The following is a 15,189-nucleotide window of genomic DNA, read 5'->3' as shown; positions in this document are numbered from 1 at the left end:
CCTGCAAAGGCTATAAACCCGCTTCGGCGGGTTTTTTATCGGCTAAATTTCCCCCTATCCCATCCTTCTCCCCGTGCGGTGAGATCCACCGAGGGCGCAACCGCGATTCCACCGGCATCATAGAAAAAAGCGGATGTTGTAAAATTGTAGATGGTGCCATACACCGTAAAAGAAACGTTATTGCCTATTCCGTCCACTTTTGCGCTGGGGGTATTGGCCGTAAGTGTCGGGGCTATGCCTTGTTTTTCCAGCATGACCAGGGGGTCGCCGTTTAACTTACCTGATAAGAAATAGCGGTAGACGTTACCCGTAGTCATATTGGCCCCCGCATATTCAGTAATATATAACCATGTTCTGGGAGTGAGCTGACGAGTCTCGTAGAGCTTGTCTCGAACTGTTATGCGTTGCTCGTATTGAAGATAAAAATGACCAAAAATCATGGCCGCCATGGTTATAGTGATGACCCAGTGTAGCGCCTTAAAGGTGGTGCTGTTTAACATAGTCTATGCCTTGCTGTATCCAGAATTGATCTATTGGGTCATCTCCATACGGGAGATGATTAGAATAGAAATGTCCCCAGCGCTCGGTATCAGATGTGCCGGCTATTTCTTGAGCTGCGCCGCCAGCGATATGTAATATTTTTTCGGGTATACAAGCGGCGTAACCCACAGCACCGTAATGAAAATTACCAAAATCAGCCCACGATCTGCTTCTTTGTTTGTAATCCCACGGGCCTCTGTTTCGTACTCGTTGATAAAACCATAAATAGGTTAAGGGCGTTGCCATTTCCTGTACTTCTCTACGAGCACGCGCTTGCCGGATGTGCTCATTTAATGTGTCTAATCCCTTAGGCGGATAAAGAGGAATACAAGCCATTGTAATAGTCCTTTCGTTTAATGGAGAGAAGAAAATAAGATGATTATATTTGTTATGAAATGCTTAAGATCAAACTCTATTACGTTATATTCAATTAATTCATGAATGAATTAGAGTGTGCTATCATATTTATTAATGACACAAAAGGTATTAAATAATTTTTTCTTTTTATATGTACTGTATGCTCATTCTTATTGAGGAAAGAAAATGGCAATCCCAGCGTACCTTTGGCTTAAAGATGATGGCGGCAGTGATATCAAAGGATCTGTTGACGTTAAAGATCGTGAGGGCAGTATAGAGATTTTAGCATTTAGTCATGGGCTACTTGTGCCTACAGATAATAATACCGGTAGGATAACCGGTACTCGTTTGCATTCACCTCTCACATTCGAGAAAGAGTTCGATTCATCCAGTCCATATTTTTATAAGGCTGCTGCAACCGGGCAAACGCTTAAAAGTGCTGAGTTCAAGTGGTACAAAATCAACGATGCAGGGCAGGAAGTTGAATATTTCAATATGCTTCTTGAAAATGTACGTGTTGTGAGTGTTAATCCCGTAATGCATAATTGCAAAGAACCCTCACTGCAAATTCATAACCATAATGAAGGCATACAATTACGCTATGAGAAAATTACATGGAAATACTGTGATGGGAATGTTCAATTTGCAGATTCATGGAATGAACGTCAGACAGGTTAAGCGAGCGCTTATTCTCTTAGATCTGCCTTTTACAGGACTTGCTAATTGTTATACCTCTCTGGTCGGTGCTTAACCAGCGCAGCGCTTTTAGCGTATCTGCAAAGTAGCCGACCAGTTCACACACTCAATCTTCCATCATGATTATGGATTAGTGCGGTAGCGAACTGCTCATTTTCAGCTGCGTAATTTCCTGCCAGTAACTTTCCAGTTGGTCGCATTCGAGTTCGAAAACCGGAAGGCGTGACGGAAGGTCTTCCTGGTCCAGGGTGCTTACAATTTTCAGGCAGTTCACCGGGATAGCGCTCTTACCCCTCACCCTGGCCCTCTTCCCGCAAGAGCACAAGGGGCGGGTCCGTGCACATATTTATTTGGAGAGAAATATAAAGCTGAAAATTTAACCTTGAAATGGTCAACAAATTACCGTTATCCTTACTCCTGCTAACGTCTTTCCGCTGGAGCGCCCCCCAAAAATGAACAAACACGACTGATGAATTTCGATCCTTGCTAAACGCTACCGCGTGAGCAGGGGATGTTTTGATTTCATTCAGGAGTGCTTATGGCTCATTTTGCGCAGTCCCCTTCTTTTATTTTGCATCAGGTCACCTGTCAGTTTGCGACGGGCGATATCCTTTTTGGTCCGCTGAATTTGTCGCTGGAACCCTCTCTGTGCGCGCTGGTTGGGCGCAACGGCAGCGGTAAAACGCGCCTGCTGCGTCTGCTGGCGGGGCTGGATCTCCCGGCTGGCGGCCACATTGAGCGCTTCGGAACAAGCGCGTATGTGGCGCAACAGCACGTTATTTCTCCGCAGCTTACGCTGGCTGAACTGCTCGGCTATGAGACGATTTTCGCGGCGCGAAAACGTGTCGATAGCGGCGATGCTGAGCCCGAGGATCTGGATATTCTCGACGGGCACTGGGATCTGGCGGAACGGCTGAGCGACGCGTTTATCGCCGCTAAACTTCCGCCTTTTGATCCCGAAAAGCGGGCTGATGAGCTGAGCGGTGGGGAGCGCATTCGCGCCCTGCTGTGCGGCGCGTTTACCGCCGGGGCAGATTATCTGCTGCTGGATGAGCCCACCAACCACCTCGACAGAGAAGGCCGGGCGTGGTTCTACGACCAGCTTGCCCGCTATCCGGGGGGCGTGCTGGTGGCGTCTCACGATCGTGAGTTACTGGCCCGGGTGCCGCGTATACTTGAGCTGAGCGCGTCCGGCTTGCGCAGTTTCGGCGGGAACTATGCCACCTGGCAAACCCAGCGCGAGGCAGAACAACAGGCCGCCCGCGCGGCGCTGGAACATGCGGCGACCGAGCGCAAGCGTACCCGTGCCCGCATACAAAAAGAACATGATGACAGCCAGCGGCGTTCGGCTAAAACGCTGCGCACGGTGGATACGCTGAATATTGCCTCGTTTGAGCGCGTGAAATACAAAGGGGCGGCGAAAGAGCGTGTTGGTTCCTGGAAAAAACAGCATAGCGATCAAAATGACGCGCTGAATGCCGCGGTTAGCAAGGCGCGCGAGCGGGTTGAAGAAGAAAATCCCGTGATGTTTACCTTGCCGGAAAGCCATATTGCGCAGGGGAAACAGGTGCTGGTGATGGACAATCTGGTTCTGCCCTATGTCGATCTGCCGCCAACTGACTGGCGGATGAATGGTCCGATGCGCGTGGCGCTGCGTGGGCCGAACGGCTGCGGCAAATCGACGCTGTTGAAGGTCATTCTGGGGCAGATCGCGCCGCTGTCAGGCACCTGCCGTCTGTCGGTATCATGCGCGTATCTGGATCAGCATCTTACGCAGCTGGATCTCTCCCGGTCGGTGATGACGCATCTGAACCTGCATAATACGCCGCTTGAAGAGGGCACGCTTCGGACCCGGCTGGCCCAGCTTCAGCTTGGCGCGGACAAAGTTACGCTTCCGCTGGCCGAACTGAGCGGAGGCGAGCGCCTGAAAGCCGCACTGGCCTGTGTTTTATGGCGAGAAGAGGCGGCCCAGCTGCTGCTGTTAGATGAACCCACCAACCATCTTGATTTGGCGTCGGTGCAGGCGATTGAAGCGGCGCTGGCCGATTTTCCCGGCGCGCTGCTGGTGGTGTCCCACGATGAGGTTTTTCTAAAAGGATTAAAACTGACGCATGAACTGGTGTGGCAGGAATCGGGATGGCGGTGCAAAAGCCTCTAAAACACAAACCCCCGCAAGGGCGGGGGCGGGTTATCTTTATTACGCTATCTGTTTACTAAGGGCAGGGTTGGCCTGAATCAGGCGCATCAGCTTTAATTCAGCCGGTGTGGGTTTTTCACGTTTTGATTCCCATTCCAGCACCATCGATACGCTGACACCCATCGCTCTTGCGAATTCATCCGTTTTAAGTCCTGACGCTTTACGTAACCGCTCAAATTCAGTAAAGGGATTGGACTTTTGTTTCAGGGTAATCGTCTGCGGTACATCTTTAAAAATAATCTGTTCCAGGCTGCTCAGCAGCTCAAACTCAGGATCTTTATATTCCATTGAGAACTCCTCATAAATCTCACAGCGGGATCATGAACATCAGAGAGCCTGTTAAGAATAGTCCCTATTGCAAATCGTGGATCATCACGGCAGTGATTATTTGTACAGTAAGGGTAGGTTGATTCGTTTCAGCGAAGTGGATAGTTATGCTAATCCACTGATTACACATCCTTAGGCTGCTATAGGTATTTTTTTGTAAATACTCAGCACAAAAACGGTAATAGCCGTTTTGCATGAAAAGGGTATCTTGCAGGGCTGACCTGGACTATTCTTGTAAGCCGTCAGGCACGCGTGTGCCGGTGTGCGCTTTTTTGGGTGAAAGGAGTATTAAAATGGCGACAGGAAAGTCCTGCTCTCGCTGGTTTGCGCCTATTGCGGCGTTGTTGATGGTTGTTAGCCTGAGTGGGTGTTTCGATAAAGAAGGCGATCAGCGCAAAGCGTTTATCGATTTTCTGCAGAATACGGTGATGCGCAGCGGCGAGCGTTTACCAACGCTGACTGCGGATCAGAAAAAACAGTTTGGTCCTTTTGTTTCTGATTACGCCATTCTTTATGGTTATTCGCAGCAGGTGAGCCAGGCGATGGACTCCGGTCTTCGTCCGGTGCTGGATAGCGTTAACGCAATCCGCGTGCCGCAGGATTATGTGACCCAGCGTGAACCGCTGCGCCAGTCCAACGGTGCGCTCGGCGTGCTCAGCCAGCAGTTGCAGAATGCCAAAATGCAGGCCGATGCTTCGCGTTCTGCGCTGAAGCAGGGCGAGGATCTCAAGCCGGTCTTTGATAAAGCGTATGAGAAAGTGGTCATCAAACCTTCCGACGCTTTGCAACCGCTGATCCCGGCCGCGCAGATCTTTACGCAGCAGCTGGTGCAGGTAGGGGACTTTATTAACGAACAGGGTACGCAGGTGAGCTTCGTCTCTAACGGTATCCAGTTCCCGACCTCACAGCAGGCAAGCCAGTACAATACGCTGATCGGGCCGCTGGCGTCGCAGCACCAGGCCTTTAGTCAGGCGTGGACGGCAGCCGTCGCGGCAACCGAGTAAACAAAAAAACCCCGCATCAGGCGGGGTTTTTTATAGATAATAAAAATAATGCTTGTCATTCACCTACCACATCGGTATAACTATCCCCGTCGGTTTGTTACACAGACCTAAAGCAGTTTAGTTAAGCAGTCCAGATTGTTATCCATAGATACCCTTCGTAGTGACCCTTCCTTCATCGCTTAAAAATCTGTAACGCAACCATCGCGCCGGAAGGCACAACAAATTTTTAATAAGGTAATTTCTATGTCTGGTAAAATGACTGGTCTGGTAAAATGGTTCAACGCTGATAAAGGTTTCGGCTTCATCACTCCTGACGATGGCTCTAAAGACGTGTTCGTACACTTCTCTGCTATCCAGAACGAAGGCTACAAATCTCTGGACGAAGGTCAGAAAGTGTCCTTCACCATCGAAAGCGGCGCTAAAGGCCCAGCAGCTGGTAACGTTGTAAGCCTGTAAGCTTCCAACTCAGCAGCAAAGAATTCTAAAACCCGCCTTCTGGCGGGTTTTTTCGTTTTTACTGTTGCACCTGCGGGTTAACGCAGTTCTGTTTAACCTTACCGCCCAGCGCGGCAATCAGGTTATCTACTGCGGTGGCCGCCATGTTGTAGCGTGTCTCGTGCGTTGCTGAGCCAATGTGGGGCAGGGCCACAACGTTGGGCAATGTCAGCAGCGGTGAATCGACCGGCAGCGGCTCCTGCTCAAACACATCCAGACCGGCTGCATGGATCTCACCATTTTGCAGTGCCTCAATCAGCGCCTTTTCATCCACAACCGGGCCACGCCCCGCGTTGATGAAAATGGCCGACGTCTTCATCTTCTCAAACGCAGATTTGCCAATCAGATGATGGGTTTCGTCCGTCAGGGGCAGGATCAGACAGACGTAATCCGCTTCCTGAAGCAGCGTATCCAGCTCGCAGTAGCGCGCGTTAAACCGTTCCTCGGCTTCAACGTGATGACGGCGGGCGTTGTAGAGGATCGGCATGTTAAAGCCGAAATACGCGCGCTGCGCCAGCGCCAGACCGATGCGGCCCATGCCGACGATCCCCAGCGTTTTGCCATGAACGTCCACGCCAAACCAGTCCGGGCCAATGCTCTTTGTCCACTCGCCCGCTTTGACGCGTTCGGCAACCTCCACAACGCGGCGGGCAGTGCTGAGCACCAGCGCCATCAGCGTGTCGGCCACGGTTTCAGTCAGGGCATGTGGTGTGTGCATCAGCAGGATCTTGCGGGCGTTGAGGGCATCCACGTCAAAGTTGTCATATCCTACGGAAACCGTAGAGGTGGCACGAAGCTTCGGCATTTTTTCCAGCAGTGCGGCATCCACTTTTTCGCTGGAGCCCAGCAGCCCTTCGGCATGGGCGAACGCATCGGCGTGTTGCGCTACGGTCTGCGGGCTAAGGTCTTTCACCTGGGTCACGGTGAAATGTTCTTCCAGGCGGTGGTGCAGATCGTCAGGCAAGGCTTTATACAAAATGACGGACGGCTTCATGCTAATCTCCGTTGATTTGAAAGGGTTCAGGCGTGGCGTGCGCCGACGGGTAGCTGTTGATTATTAGCAGGCTTAACAATCAGAGTTAGCCACACTGAGACGAAAAGTGCTACCCCCATAAATATGTACGATGCTGACGGGCTGCCGGTTGCGCCATTAAGATAACCAACGAACCACGAGCCAAAGAACGACCCCAGCGCGCCCATGCTGTTAATTAAGGCCATTGCGCCGCCCGCCACGTTACGCGGCAGCATCTCCGGGATAATCGCGAAGAATGGACCATAAGGTGCGTACATGGCGGCACCCGCAATCACCAGCAGGGTGTAAGAGGCCCAGAAGTGATTAGCCCCGACGGCCCAGGAGCCGATAAACGCAAAGGCAGCAATCAGCAGCAGCGGCCAGACGAACAGTTTACGGTTTTGCAGCTTGTCCGAGGCCCATGAGGCGATAATCATCGCAATGGTCGCCGCCAGATAGGGCACCGACGACAGCCAGCCCACCTCGACCATGCCGAGATTTTCGCCGCCGCTGCGGATAATGGACGGCAGCCACAGCACAAAGCCATACACGCCAATGCTCCATGTGAAATACTGTGCGCACAGCAGAATGACGTTGCGCGAGCGGAAGGCCTCGCCATAGTTGCGTACCGCCTTCAGGCCATGCTGCTCTTTGTCCAGCTGCGCCTGAAGCGCAGCTTTTTCATCTTCTGAGAGCCATTTCGCCTGAGAAGGTTTGTCTTTCACCAGCACCCACCAGCAGAATGCCCAGATAACCGCCGGGACGCCCTCGATGATAAACATTTCGCGCCAGCCGAAAGACTGGATCAGGTAGCCAGACACCACGGACATCCACAGTACCGTCACCGGGTTACCGAGGATCAGGAACGTATTCGCCCGGGAGCGCTCGGATTTAGTAAACCAGTTGCTGATGTAAATCAGCATTGCGGGCATAACTGCGGCCTCCACCACGCCGAGGATAAAGCGAATGGCGGCCAGCGCAGGAATGTTGTTCACCACGCCGGTCAGTGACGCACATCCACCCCACAAAATCAGGCAAATGAAGATCAGTTTGCGCACGCTGCGGCGTTCGGCGTAGATAGCGCCCGGGATCTGGAAGAAGAAGTAGCCGAGGAAGAAAAGCGCGCCCAGCAGCGAGGAGACGCCTTTGGTGATCCCGAGATCCTCGGTGATCCCTGCGGCGGATGCGAAGCTGAAGTTGGCACGATCGAGATACGCCAGGCTGTACGTGATGAACACGATAGGCATGATGTACCACCAGCGTTTTACTGCATTGGTCGAACTGTTCATAGGCTTGCCTCTGTTGTTGAGGTTGTTACCCCCTCACCCGAACCCTCTCCCCAAAGGGGAGAGGGAATGATTAGCACCCTCTCTGTTAGAGAGTGGGGGGAAGGATCTATTCGTTAAGCTGTGCGCGCGTCGGTAACCCTTCGCTGTCGCCCTGGACCTGAATGGCCAGCGAGCCGATTTTATTGCCCCGGGCGACGGCCTGCGGTAAGGCTTTACCCTCCAGCAGTGCGCTAATAACTCCCACGGCAAAACCATCGCCTGCGCCCACGGTGTCGACCACGTTCTCAACCTTGATCGCAGCGACGGCACCCTGCTCGCCGTCGGCGGTTTTGAACCATGCGCCATCCGCACCGGTTTTCAACACCACGGCTTTTACCCCCTGGTTCAGATAAAAGTCGGCAATCCCTTCCGGCGTGCTTTCGCCGGTGAGGATCATCCCCTCTTTGATGCCGGGGAGCACCCAGTCGGCCTGGAACGCCAGACGGTTCAGCTTCTCGACCATCTCCGCTTCACTTTTCCAGAGCACCGGACGCAGGTTCGGATCGAAAGAAATGGTTTTTCCCTGCGCTTTCATGGCAGCCGCAGCGTGATCCAGAAGCGCATATGAGCTTGCCGAAAGCGCAGCCGCCACGCCGCTCAGGTGCAGATGGCGCGCCGCAGAAAAGTAGGGCGCATGGTAGTCCTCGACGGAGAGATGGCTTGCCGCCGATCCTTTACGGAAATACTCCACGGTGGGATCGGTTCCATTTTCAACTTTCGATTTGAGCTGAAAGCCGGTGGCGAAACGCCCATCGAGAGTCACGCCTGCGGCATCAATGCCCTCTTTTTTTAAGGTGTCGAGAATGAAATGACCAAAGCTGTCGTCGCCCACGCGGCTGACCCAGCCGACGTTCAGGCCCAGACGGGCAAGCCCGGTGGCGACGTTCAGCTCTGCTCCCGCCACGCGCTTCATAAAGTGTTCTACCGTGCTCAGCTCGCCCGTTTCGGTGGCGACAAACATCGCCATGGCCTCGCCGACAGTGATGACATCCAGCGTCTTGTGCATGGTTTACTCCTCGCGCAGCAGGTTAACGTAATGACGGGTGACGGCCATTAAATCCGCCCCTTCCAGTGGGAACTCAATGCCGCGCGGTGCATCGGCTGGAAGCTGGTTGAGCAGATCCAGCCAGCGCGCGTCGGCGTGGTCCGGGGGAATGGCGCGGAACTGCGCGTTATGCGCAACGGCGGCTTTAACGTGGATATAGCTCACCGCGGGAGCCAGATGGCGCGCGGCCTCCTCCGGTGAGTCACCGACCCAGAGCCAGTTGCCCATGTCGAACGTCAGCGTGACGGGCAGCGCCATCACCCGGCAGGCCGCCTTGAAGCGCTGCATCGGAGCGAGTTGACCGCAGTCGGTTTGGTCGTTTTCCACCACCAGCGCCATGCCGCTTGCATTCAGCAGGGCACGCAGGGCCTCAAGAGGCTGCTTGTCGTTGAAATGACCCAGAGAGACTTTCAGCCAAAGCGCGTTTAAGGTGCTGGCTTCCGATAAATAACGCGGGAGGTCCGGGTTAAGCGTGCCGTCCGGCATAAACAGGGCGGCAGGGGCGGAGTAGCACGCCAGCAGGCCCAGCAGTTCGATCGTTTCGCTCAGCGCGGGCAGCGTCAGCAGCTCGTCATGGCTGAACAGTTCGCGGCGGATCTCCACGCCGTCGGCACCGGCTCCAGCAATCACGGGGAGCATCGCCCGTTGACCGCCTGCCTGCCGGACCTGGTCTGTGCCATAGGCGGCGGTGACCACCATTATTTTCCTGCTCATTGCCTGACTCCATCGCAACATTGATACTATTACGCTAGATGGAACCGGTTCCAAAGAAAAGTTCAGGATGTTGAATTTATGATCGGCATCACGGAGGGAGGGTTAACGGGCGGTAGAGCCGCGAACGATCAGTTCGCCGGAGAAGACCTGCTCGCGCACGGCCTCGCTGGCCCCTTCAATGCGGCGAACAACCTGTTCCACGGCGGCGTAGCCTATCTGCCAGGTCGGCTGTTTGAGGGTGGTAATGCCCACGCCGGCCAGTTCCGCCCACTCCAGTTCATCAAACCCGAGCAGGCCAATATCGCTGCCCCAGTGCAGGCCGATGCGCTTCAGCGAGCGGGCAACCTGGAGCGTCAGCGCCCCGTTAGCGGAAATCACCGCTTTGCGCATCCCCCGGTGGCGGGTGTGAAACTGGCGCAGGGTGTTATCGAGCTGGCTGGCTTCGTGAAGCGCGACTTCCGCATTTTCAGCGATCGCGCCGGTATACCGCTCCAGCGTGCTGCGAAATGCCGCGAGTCGTTCACGGCGGGTGTTGACCATCCCCAGCGGCTCGCTGAGGAACAGGATCGCCTCGAAGCCTTGTTCAATCAGATGCTCGGTGGCGGTGGTGGCGGCCTGCGTGTTATCCAGCCCAACGACATCACAGGCGAACTCCGGGATTTTCCGGTCGATCAGCACCATAGGCAGGGAGGATTGCTGCAGGCGATTTAACCCCTCTTCACGCATCCCCACCGCGTTGACCACGATGCCTTCTACCTGGTAGCTGCGCAGCAGGTCAAGATAGTGCAGCTCCTGGTCCACTTCGTTATTGGTATTACACACCAGCGGCGTAAAGCCTTTTTCGCGGCAGGCTGCTTCGATACCGCTCAACACGTTAACGGAGTAGGGGTTGGTGATATCGGCGATGATCAGGCCAATAAGGCGGGTGCGCCCACGCTTGAGGCCGCGCGCCATGATGCTGGGGCGGTAGTCGAGTTCGGCAATGGCCTGTTCAATACGTGCCAGCAGCGCGTCGGACAGCAAATGTTTCTCGCCGTTGAGATAGCGTGAAATGCTGGTTTTACCGGTTCTGGCGGCTTTCGCCACGTCGCTGATGGTAGCCCGTGTTGATTTGCTCATCGCTAATTTCCCTGAAGTGCTTGAGAACACCTTAGCGGGAAAATCTGACGAATCAAGTCATTTGCCCGGTGGCGCTGCGCTTACGAGAAGTTGCGGTCTGATGCCCTCATCCCAACCCTCTCCCACGGGAGAGGGCGCAAACACTAAAAACGGCAACGGGGTTGCCGTTTTGCTTTTACCTACTGCACAGGACTTAACGTAATCTCTACGCGGCGGTTCTGCGCTTTGCCTTCCGCCGTGCTATTGCTGGCGATCGGATTCGCCGGCCCCATGCCGCTGGTGCGGATACGGTTCGCGGCGACGCCCTGGGTGATCAGGGCGCTGGCCACGGAATCAGCACGTTGCTGGGACAGACGCATGTTCAGATCCTGGCTGCCGGTGCTGTCGGTGTAGCCAATCACGTTCACGGCGGTTTTGCTGTACTCTTTCAGCACCATCGCCACGCCGGTCAGGGTGTTCGCGCCAGCCGGTTTCAGCGTTGCGCTGCTGCTGTCGAAGGTGACGTTGTTTGGCATGTTCAGAATGATGTTATCGCCGCTGCGCGTCACGCTAACGCCGGTACCCTGCATTTTGTCGCGCAGTTTCGCTTCCTGCACGTCCATGTAATAACCGACGCCGCCGCCCAGCGCCGCACCGGCTGCTGCGCCAATTAACGCCCCTTTACCGCGATCTTTCTTAGAGGAGGAGAGCGCGCCAACGCCCGCCCCGACCAGCGAGCCAATGCCCGCGCCGATGCCGGATTTACCCGCTTCGCGCTCACCGCTATAAGGGTTTGTTGTGCAGCCTGAAACCGCCAGGGCGCCGCTCACCAGAGCAGCAATGACGAGTACACGTTTCTTCATCTTATTTCCTTAATCCTTTTTATTCTTTGCCACTACGCGCGTGGCAGTTGATTATGACGTCCGGATCTGGAGAAAATTCCGGGTATAACTCTGAAATTTGTGACAAACCATAAACAGCCTCAATAAGAAGGCCGTCAACCTGCACGCAACCAGGAGCGCACGCTTTGAGCACCTCGATAAAAACCATTCTGACCGCCGCCCACTGGGGGCCGATGCTGGTCGAAACGGACGGCGAAAATGTGCTGTCATCCCGCGGGGCATTGCCTACGCAACACCCTAACTCCCTGCAGACCGCCGTTCGCGATCAGGTGCACAGCAACGCCCGCGTGCGCTGGCCGATGGTGCGTAAAGGGTTTCTGGCGTCGCCGGATAAGCCGCAGGGCATTCGCGGCCAGGACGAGTTTGTCCGCGTCAGCTGGGACGATGCGCTGGCGCTGATCCACACGCAGCATAAGCGCATTCGCGAGAGTTACGGACCCTCGTCGATTTTTGCAGGATCGTACGGCTGGCGTTCTAACGGCGTGCTGCATAAAGCCGCGACGCTGCTGCAACGCTACATGAGCCTGGCGGGCGGCTATACCGGACATCTGGGCGATTACTCGACCGGCGCGGCGCAGGCGATCATGCCTTACGTGGTGGGGGGTAACGAGGTCTATCAGCAGCAGACCAGCTGGCCGCTGGTGCTGGAGCACACTGAGGTGGTGGTGCTGTGGAGCGCCAACCCGCTCAATACGCTTAAAATTGCGTGGAATGCCTCCGACGAGCAGGGCATGTCCTACTTCGACGCGCTGCGTAAAAGCGGCAAGCGCATCATCTGTATTGACCCCATGCGTTCAGAAACCATGGATTTTCTCGGCGACAGCGCCGAATGGCTGGCCCCGCACATGGGAACCGACGTGGCGATGATGCTGGGGATTGCCCATACGCTGGTCGAAAAAGGCTGGCAGGATGAAACATTCCTCAACCGCTGCACCACCGGTTTTGATCGCTTCGCGGAATACCTGATGGGGAAATCCGACGGCATCGCCAAAACGGCGGAGTGGGCGGCGGACATTTGCGGTATTGAGGCCGATAAACTGCGTGAACTGGCCGCGTTATTCCACAACCACACCACCATGCTGATGTCCGGCTGGGGGATGCAGCGTCAGCAGTATGGTGAGCAGAAGCACTGGATGCTGGTGACGCTCGCGGCCATGTTGGGGCAGATTGGCACGCCCGGCGGGGGTTTTGGTCTTTCTTATCACTTTGCCAACGGCGGTAACCCAACGCGTAAAGCGGCGGTACTGGCGTCGATGCAAGGCTCGGTGCAGGGCGGCGTGGATGCGGTCGATAAAATTCCGGTGGCGCGCATCGTTGAAGCGCTGGAAAACCCAGGAGGTTTCTATCAGCACAACGGTATGGATCGCCACTTCCCGGATATTAAGTTTGTCTGGTGGGCGGGCGGGGCAAACTTTACCCACCATCAGGACACCAACCGCCTGATCCGCGCCTGGCAAAAGCCGGAGCTGGTGGTGATCTCCGAGTGCTTCTGGACCGCGGCAGCTAAACACGCCGACATCGTTCTGCCTGCGACCACCTCGTTTGAGCGTAACGATCTCACCATGACCGGGGATTACAGCAACCAGCATATGGTGCCGATGAAGCGCGTCGTCCCCCCGCGTGATGAAGCGCGTGACGATTTTGAGGTGTTTGCGGCGCTGAGTGAGCGTTGGGAAGCGGGGGGCCGCGAGCGCTTCACCGAAGGTAAAACGGACCTTGAGTGGCTGGAAACCTTCTACCAGATCGCCGGAGAGCGCGGCGCAGCCCAGGGCGTGACGCTGCCGCCTTTTGCCGCCTTCTGGGAAGCGAATGAAATTTTTGAGATGCCCGAGAGCGAACAGAACGCCCGGTTTATCCGCTTCGCGGAGTTTCGTCGAGATCCGGAACGTTACCCTCTCAAAACCGAGAGCGGGAAAATTGTTATTCACAGCCAGCGCATTGCCAGCTTTGGGTATGCCGATTGCCCGCCGCATCCGATGTGGCTGGAGCCGGACGAGTGGCACGGCAACGCGCAGCCGGAACAGTTGCAGGTGCTTTCTGCCCATCCGGCGCACCGTCTGCACAGCCAGTTGAACTACAGCTCACTGCGCGAACAGTATGCGGTTGCCGGGCGAGAGCCCGTCACGCTGAATAGTGCTGATGCAAAAGCGCGGGGAATAGCCGACGGCGACGTGGTACGCGTGTGGAACGCACGCGGGCAGGTGCTGGCCGGCGCGGTGGTGAGCGAGGGCATCCGCCCTGGCGTTATCTGTATTCATCAGGGAGCATGGCCCGACCTGGAGCCGAGCGAAGGCGGGATCTGTAAAAACGGTGCCGTTAACGTCTTAACCAAAGATCTCCCCAGCTCGAAGCTGGGGAACGGCTGTGCGGGAAACACGGCGCTGGCCTGGGTTGAAAAGTATCAAGGGCCGACGCTTACGTTAACGGCGTTTGATCCGCCTGCCAGCACATGATCCACGTTGGGTGGTGGGTATCATCCTGCCAGGCGCTGTCTTCAATACGAAAGCCCTGTGCGTGATAGAAATTCACCGCCCGCTCGTTCTTCTGATACACCTCCAGGCTTAAATAGGGGTAGAGCTGCTGTACATGGTTCAGCAGCGCACGCCCAATCCCTTTGCCAATAAAGGCTGGCGCGACAAACAGCGCGCCGACAAACTGCGAGTGCATCACGCTGATAAACCCGCAGAGTTGCCCCTCATCTTCCCATACCCACGTTTGCGCCGCCGGGAGATAGACGTCCCGCACCATCGCTTCGTTCTCTTTCCAGTACTCTGCGTCGATAAAGGGATGCGCGACGGTGGTGCTTTCAAGCCACAGACTGAGGAGCGGAGCGGTATTTTCACTTTGCCATTGGCGGATCATCGTGGCCCCCCGGGTGGCAGAAACATTCCGTAATATGGTCGTTCACCAGCCCGCAGGCCTGCATAAAGGAGTAGCAGATGGTGGTGCCGGTGAATTTGAAGCCGCGTTTTTTCAGCGCCTTTGAGAGGGCGTCCGAGGCGGGCGTAGAGGTTGGGATCTCCGCAAGCGTTGCGGCCCGGGTCACGACGGGGGTGTTATTCACAAACGACCAGACAAACGCCGAGAACGGCTCGCCGCTTTGCTCCATGGCAAGCCAGGCACGGGCGTTACCAATAATGGCCTGAATCTTCCCGCGATGGCGGATAATACCGGCATCCTGCATCACCCGTTCGACATCCTCGTCGGTCATGGCGGCGACGGCGACAGGGTCAAACTGATGGAAAGCGTTGCGGTAGTTTTCTCTTTTTTTCAGCACGGTGATCCACGACAGGCCCGCCTGTTGCCCCTCCAGACAGATCATCTCAAAAAGTTTTTTGCCGTCGGTTTCCGGTACGCCCCATTCCTTGTCGTGATAGTCGATATAAAGCTGATCCTGGCTTACCCAGCCGCAACGTTGCATAGGTTATCTCCCTTATGGCTTCAGAAAGTGCAAAATTTTCAATCTGTCAGGCT

16 protein-coding genes are annotated in these 15,189 nt (G+C 55.4%); 5 read left to right on the top strand and 11 right to left on the bottom strand.

Going from position 1 to position 15,189, the window contains the following annotated elements; genetic code table 11:
• Positions 1-35: 35 nt before the first annotated feature.
• Both QLG21_RS14335 and QLG21_RS14330 read right to left on the bottom strand, forming a co-directional pair.
• Positions 36-500 (bottom strand): hypothetical protein, encoded by a 465-nt coding sequence (locus QLG21_RS14335; protein ID WP_282484657.1) that lies wholly within the window; start codon positions 498-500, stop codon positions 36-38.
• The gene (locus tag QLG21_RS14330; RefSeq protein ID WP_282484656.1) at positions 478-876 is read right to left on the bottom strand and encodes a polymorphic toxin type 44 domain-containing protein; all 399 of its coding nucleotides are present in this window, start codon (positions 874-876) and stop codon (positions 478-480) included. Before QLG21_RS14330 ends, QLG21_RS14335 begins: the two co-directional genes overlap by 23 nt.
• A gap of 207 nt (positions 877-1,083) precedes the next feature.
• Between QLG21_RS14330 and QLG21_RS14325 the strand changes: the two genes are divergently transcribed.
• Together QLG21_RS14325 and QLG21_RS14320 are read left to right on the top strand one after the other, a co-directional pair.
• Entirely contained in the window at positions 1,084-1,575 is a 492-nt protein-coding gene (locus tag QLG21_RS14325; RefSeq protein ID WP_141114011.1) for an Hcp family type VI secretion system effector, read from the top strand.
• A gap of 556 nt (positions 1,576-2,131) precedes the next feature.
• Complete coding sequence (locus QLG21_RS14320) at positions 2,132-3,751, top strand: ATP-binding cassette domain-containing protein (protein WP_282484655.1); 1,620 nt, start codon at positions 2,132-2,134, stop codon at positions 3,749-3,751.
• Between the two features lie 39 nt (positions 3,752-3,790).
• Here QLG21_RS14320 and QLG21_RS14315 read toward each other — a convergent pair whose 3' ends face one another.
• On the bottom strand, positions 3,791-4,078 hold the full coding sequence (locus tag QLG21_RS14315; protein ID WP_006177790.1) for an HTH-type transcriptional regulator: 288 nt from the start codon (positions 4,076-4,078) through the stop codon (positions 3,791-3,793).
• A gap of 332 nt (positions 4,079-4,410) precedes the next feature.
• Here QLG21_RS14315 and QLG21_RS14310 point away from each other — a divergent pair, with 332 nt between their 5' ends.
• A complete protein-coding gene (locus QLG21_RS14310; RefSeq protein ID WP_006177791.1) occupies positions 4,411-5,121 on the top strand; it encodes a DUF3053 domain-containing protein in 711 nt (236 codons plus the stop codon).
• A 243-nt stretch (positions 5,122-5,364) separates the two neighbouring features.
• Positions 5,365-5,577, top strand: a complete 213-nt coding sequence (cspA, locus tag QLG21_RS14305) for an RNA chaperone/antiterminator CspA (protein ID WP_006177792.1) — start codon at positions 5,365-5,367, stop codon at positions 5,575-5,577.
• Positions 5,578-5,635: 58 nt separating this feature from the next.
• Here the strand turns inward: cspA and ghrB are convergent, their stop codons facing one another.
• The 6 genes from ghrB to QLG21_RS14275 form a co-directional block, all read right to left on the bottom strand.
• Positions 5,636-6,610, bottom strand: coding sequence for a glyoxylate/hydroxypyruvate reductase GhrB (gene ghrB / locus QLG21_RS14300; RefSeq protein WP_137903462.1), 975 nt, complete (start codon positions 6,608-6,610; stop codon positions 5,636-5,638).
• 26 nt (positions 6,611-6,636) lie between these two features.
• Positions 6,637-7,917, bottom strand: coding sequence for an MFS transporter (locus QLG21_RS14295; protein WP_282484654.1), 1,281 nt, complete (start codon positions 7,915-7,917; stop codon positions 6,637-6,639).
• 106 nt (positions 7,918-8,023) lie between these two features.
• Positions 8,024-8,962 carry a sugar kinase gene (locus QLG21_RS14290; RefSeq protein ID WP_282484653.1) on the bottom strand — a complete coding sequence of 313 codons (939 nt, stop codon included), beginning with the start codon at positions 8,960-8,962 and terminating at the stop codon, positions 8,024-8,026.
• A gap of 3 nt (positions 8,963-8,965) precedes the next feature.
• The gene (locus QLG21_RS14285; RefSeq protein WP_282484652.1) at positions 8,966-9,715 is read right to left on the bottom strand and encodes a sugar phosphate isomerase/epimerase; all 750 of its coding nucleotides are present in this window, start codon (positions 9,713-9,715) and stop codon (positions 8,966-8,968) included.
• A 102-nt stretch (positions 9,716-9,817) separates the two neighbouring features.
• Entirely contained in the window at positions 9,818-10,834 is a 1,017-nt protein-coding gene (locus tag QLG21_RS14280) for a LacI family DNA-binding transcriptional regulator (RefSeq protein WP_088209040.1), read from the bottom strand.
• A 179-nt stretch (positions 10,835-11,013) separates the two neighbouring features.
• Positions 11,014-11,676 (bottom strand): OmpA family lipoprotein, encoded by a 663-nt coding sequence (locus tag QLG21_RS14275; protein ID WP_006177799.1) that lies wholly within the window; start codon positions 11,674-11,676, stop codon positions 11,014-11,016.
• A gap of 164 nt (positions 11,677-11,840) precedes the next feature.
• Between QLG21_RS14275 and QLG21_RS14270 the strand changes: the two genes are divergently transcribed.
• Complete coding sequence (locus QLG21_RS14270) at positions 11,841-14,168, top strand: molybdopterin guanine dinucleotide-containing S/N-oxide reductase (protein ID WP_282484651.1); 2,328 nt, start codon at positions 11,841-11,843, stop codon at positions 14,166-14,168.
• Here QLG21_RS14270 and QLG21_RS14265 read toward each other — a convergent pair.
• Both QLG21_RS14265 and tag read right to left on the bottom strand, forming a co-directional pair.
• Positions 14,131-14,577 carry an N-acetyltransferase gene (locus QLG21_RS14265; RefSeq protein ID WP_282484650.1) on the bottom strand — a complete coding sequence of 149 codons (447 nt, stop codon included), beginning with the start codon at positions 14,575-14,577 and terminating at the stop codon, positions 14,131-14,133. The genes QLG21_RS14270 and QLG21_RS14265 overlap by 38 nt on opposite strands.
• A complete protein-coding gene (gene tag, locus QLG21_RS14260) occupies positions 14,555-15,136 on the bottom strand; it encodes a DNA-3-methyladenine glycosylase I (RefSeq protein ID WP_282484649.1) in 582 nt (193 codons plus the stop codon). Before tag ends, QLG21_RS14265 begins: the two co-directional genes overlap by 23 nt.
• Positions 15,137-15,189: the final 53 nt, after the last annotated feature.

Source organism: Enterobacter sp. V87_3 (assembly GCF_029967835.1).
GTDB classification, from domain to species: Bacteria; Pseudomonadota; Gammaproteobacteria; order Enterobacterales; family Enterobacteriaceae; genus Enterobacter; species Enterobacter cancerogenus.
Note: the sequence above shows the minus strand (reverse complement) of the source record. Positions and strands in the feature narration are given on the sequence as shown.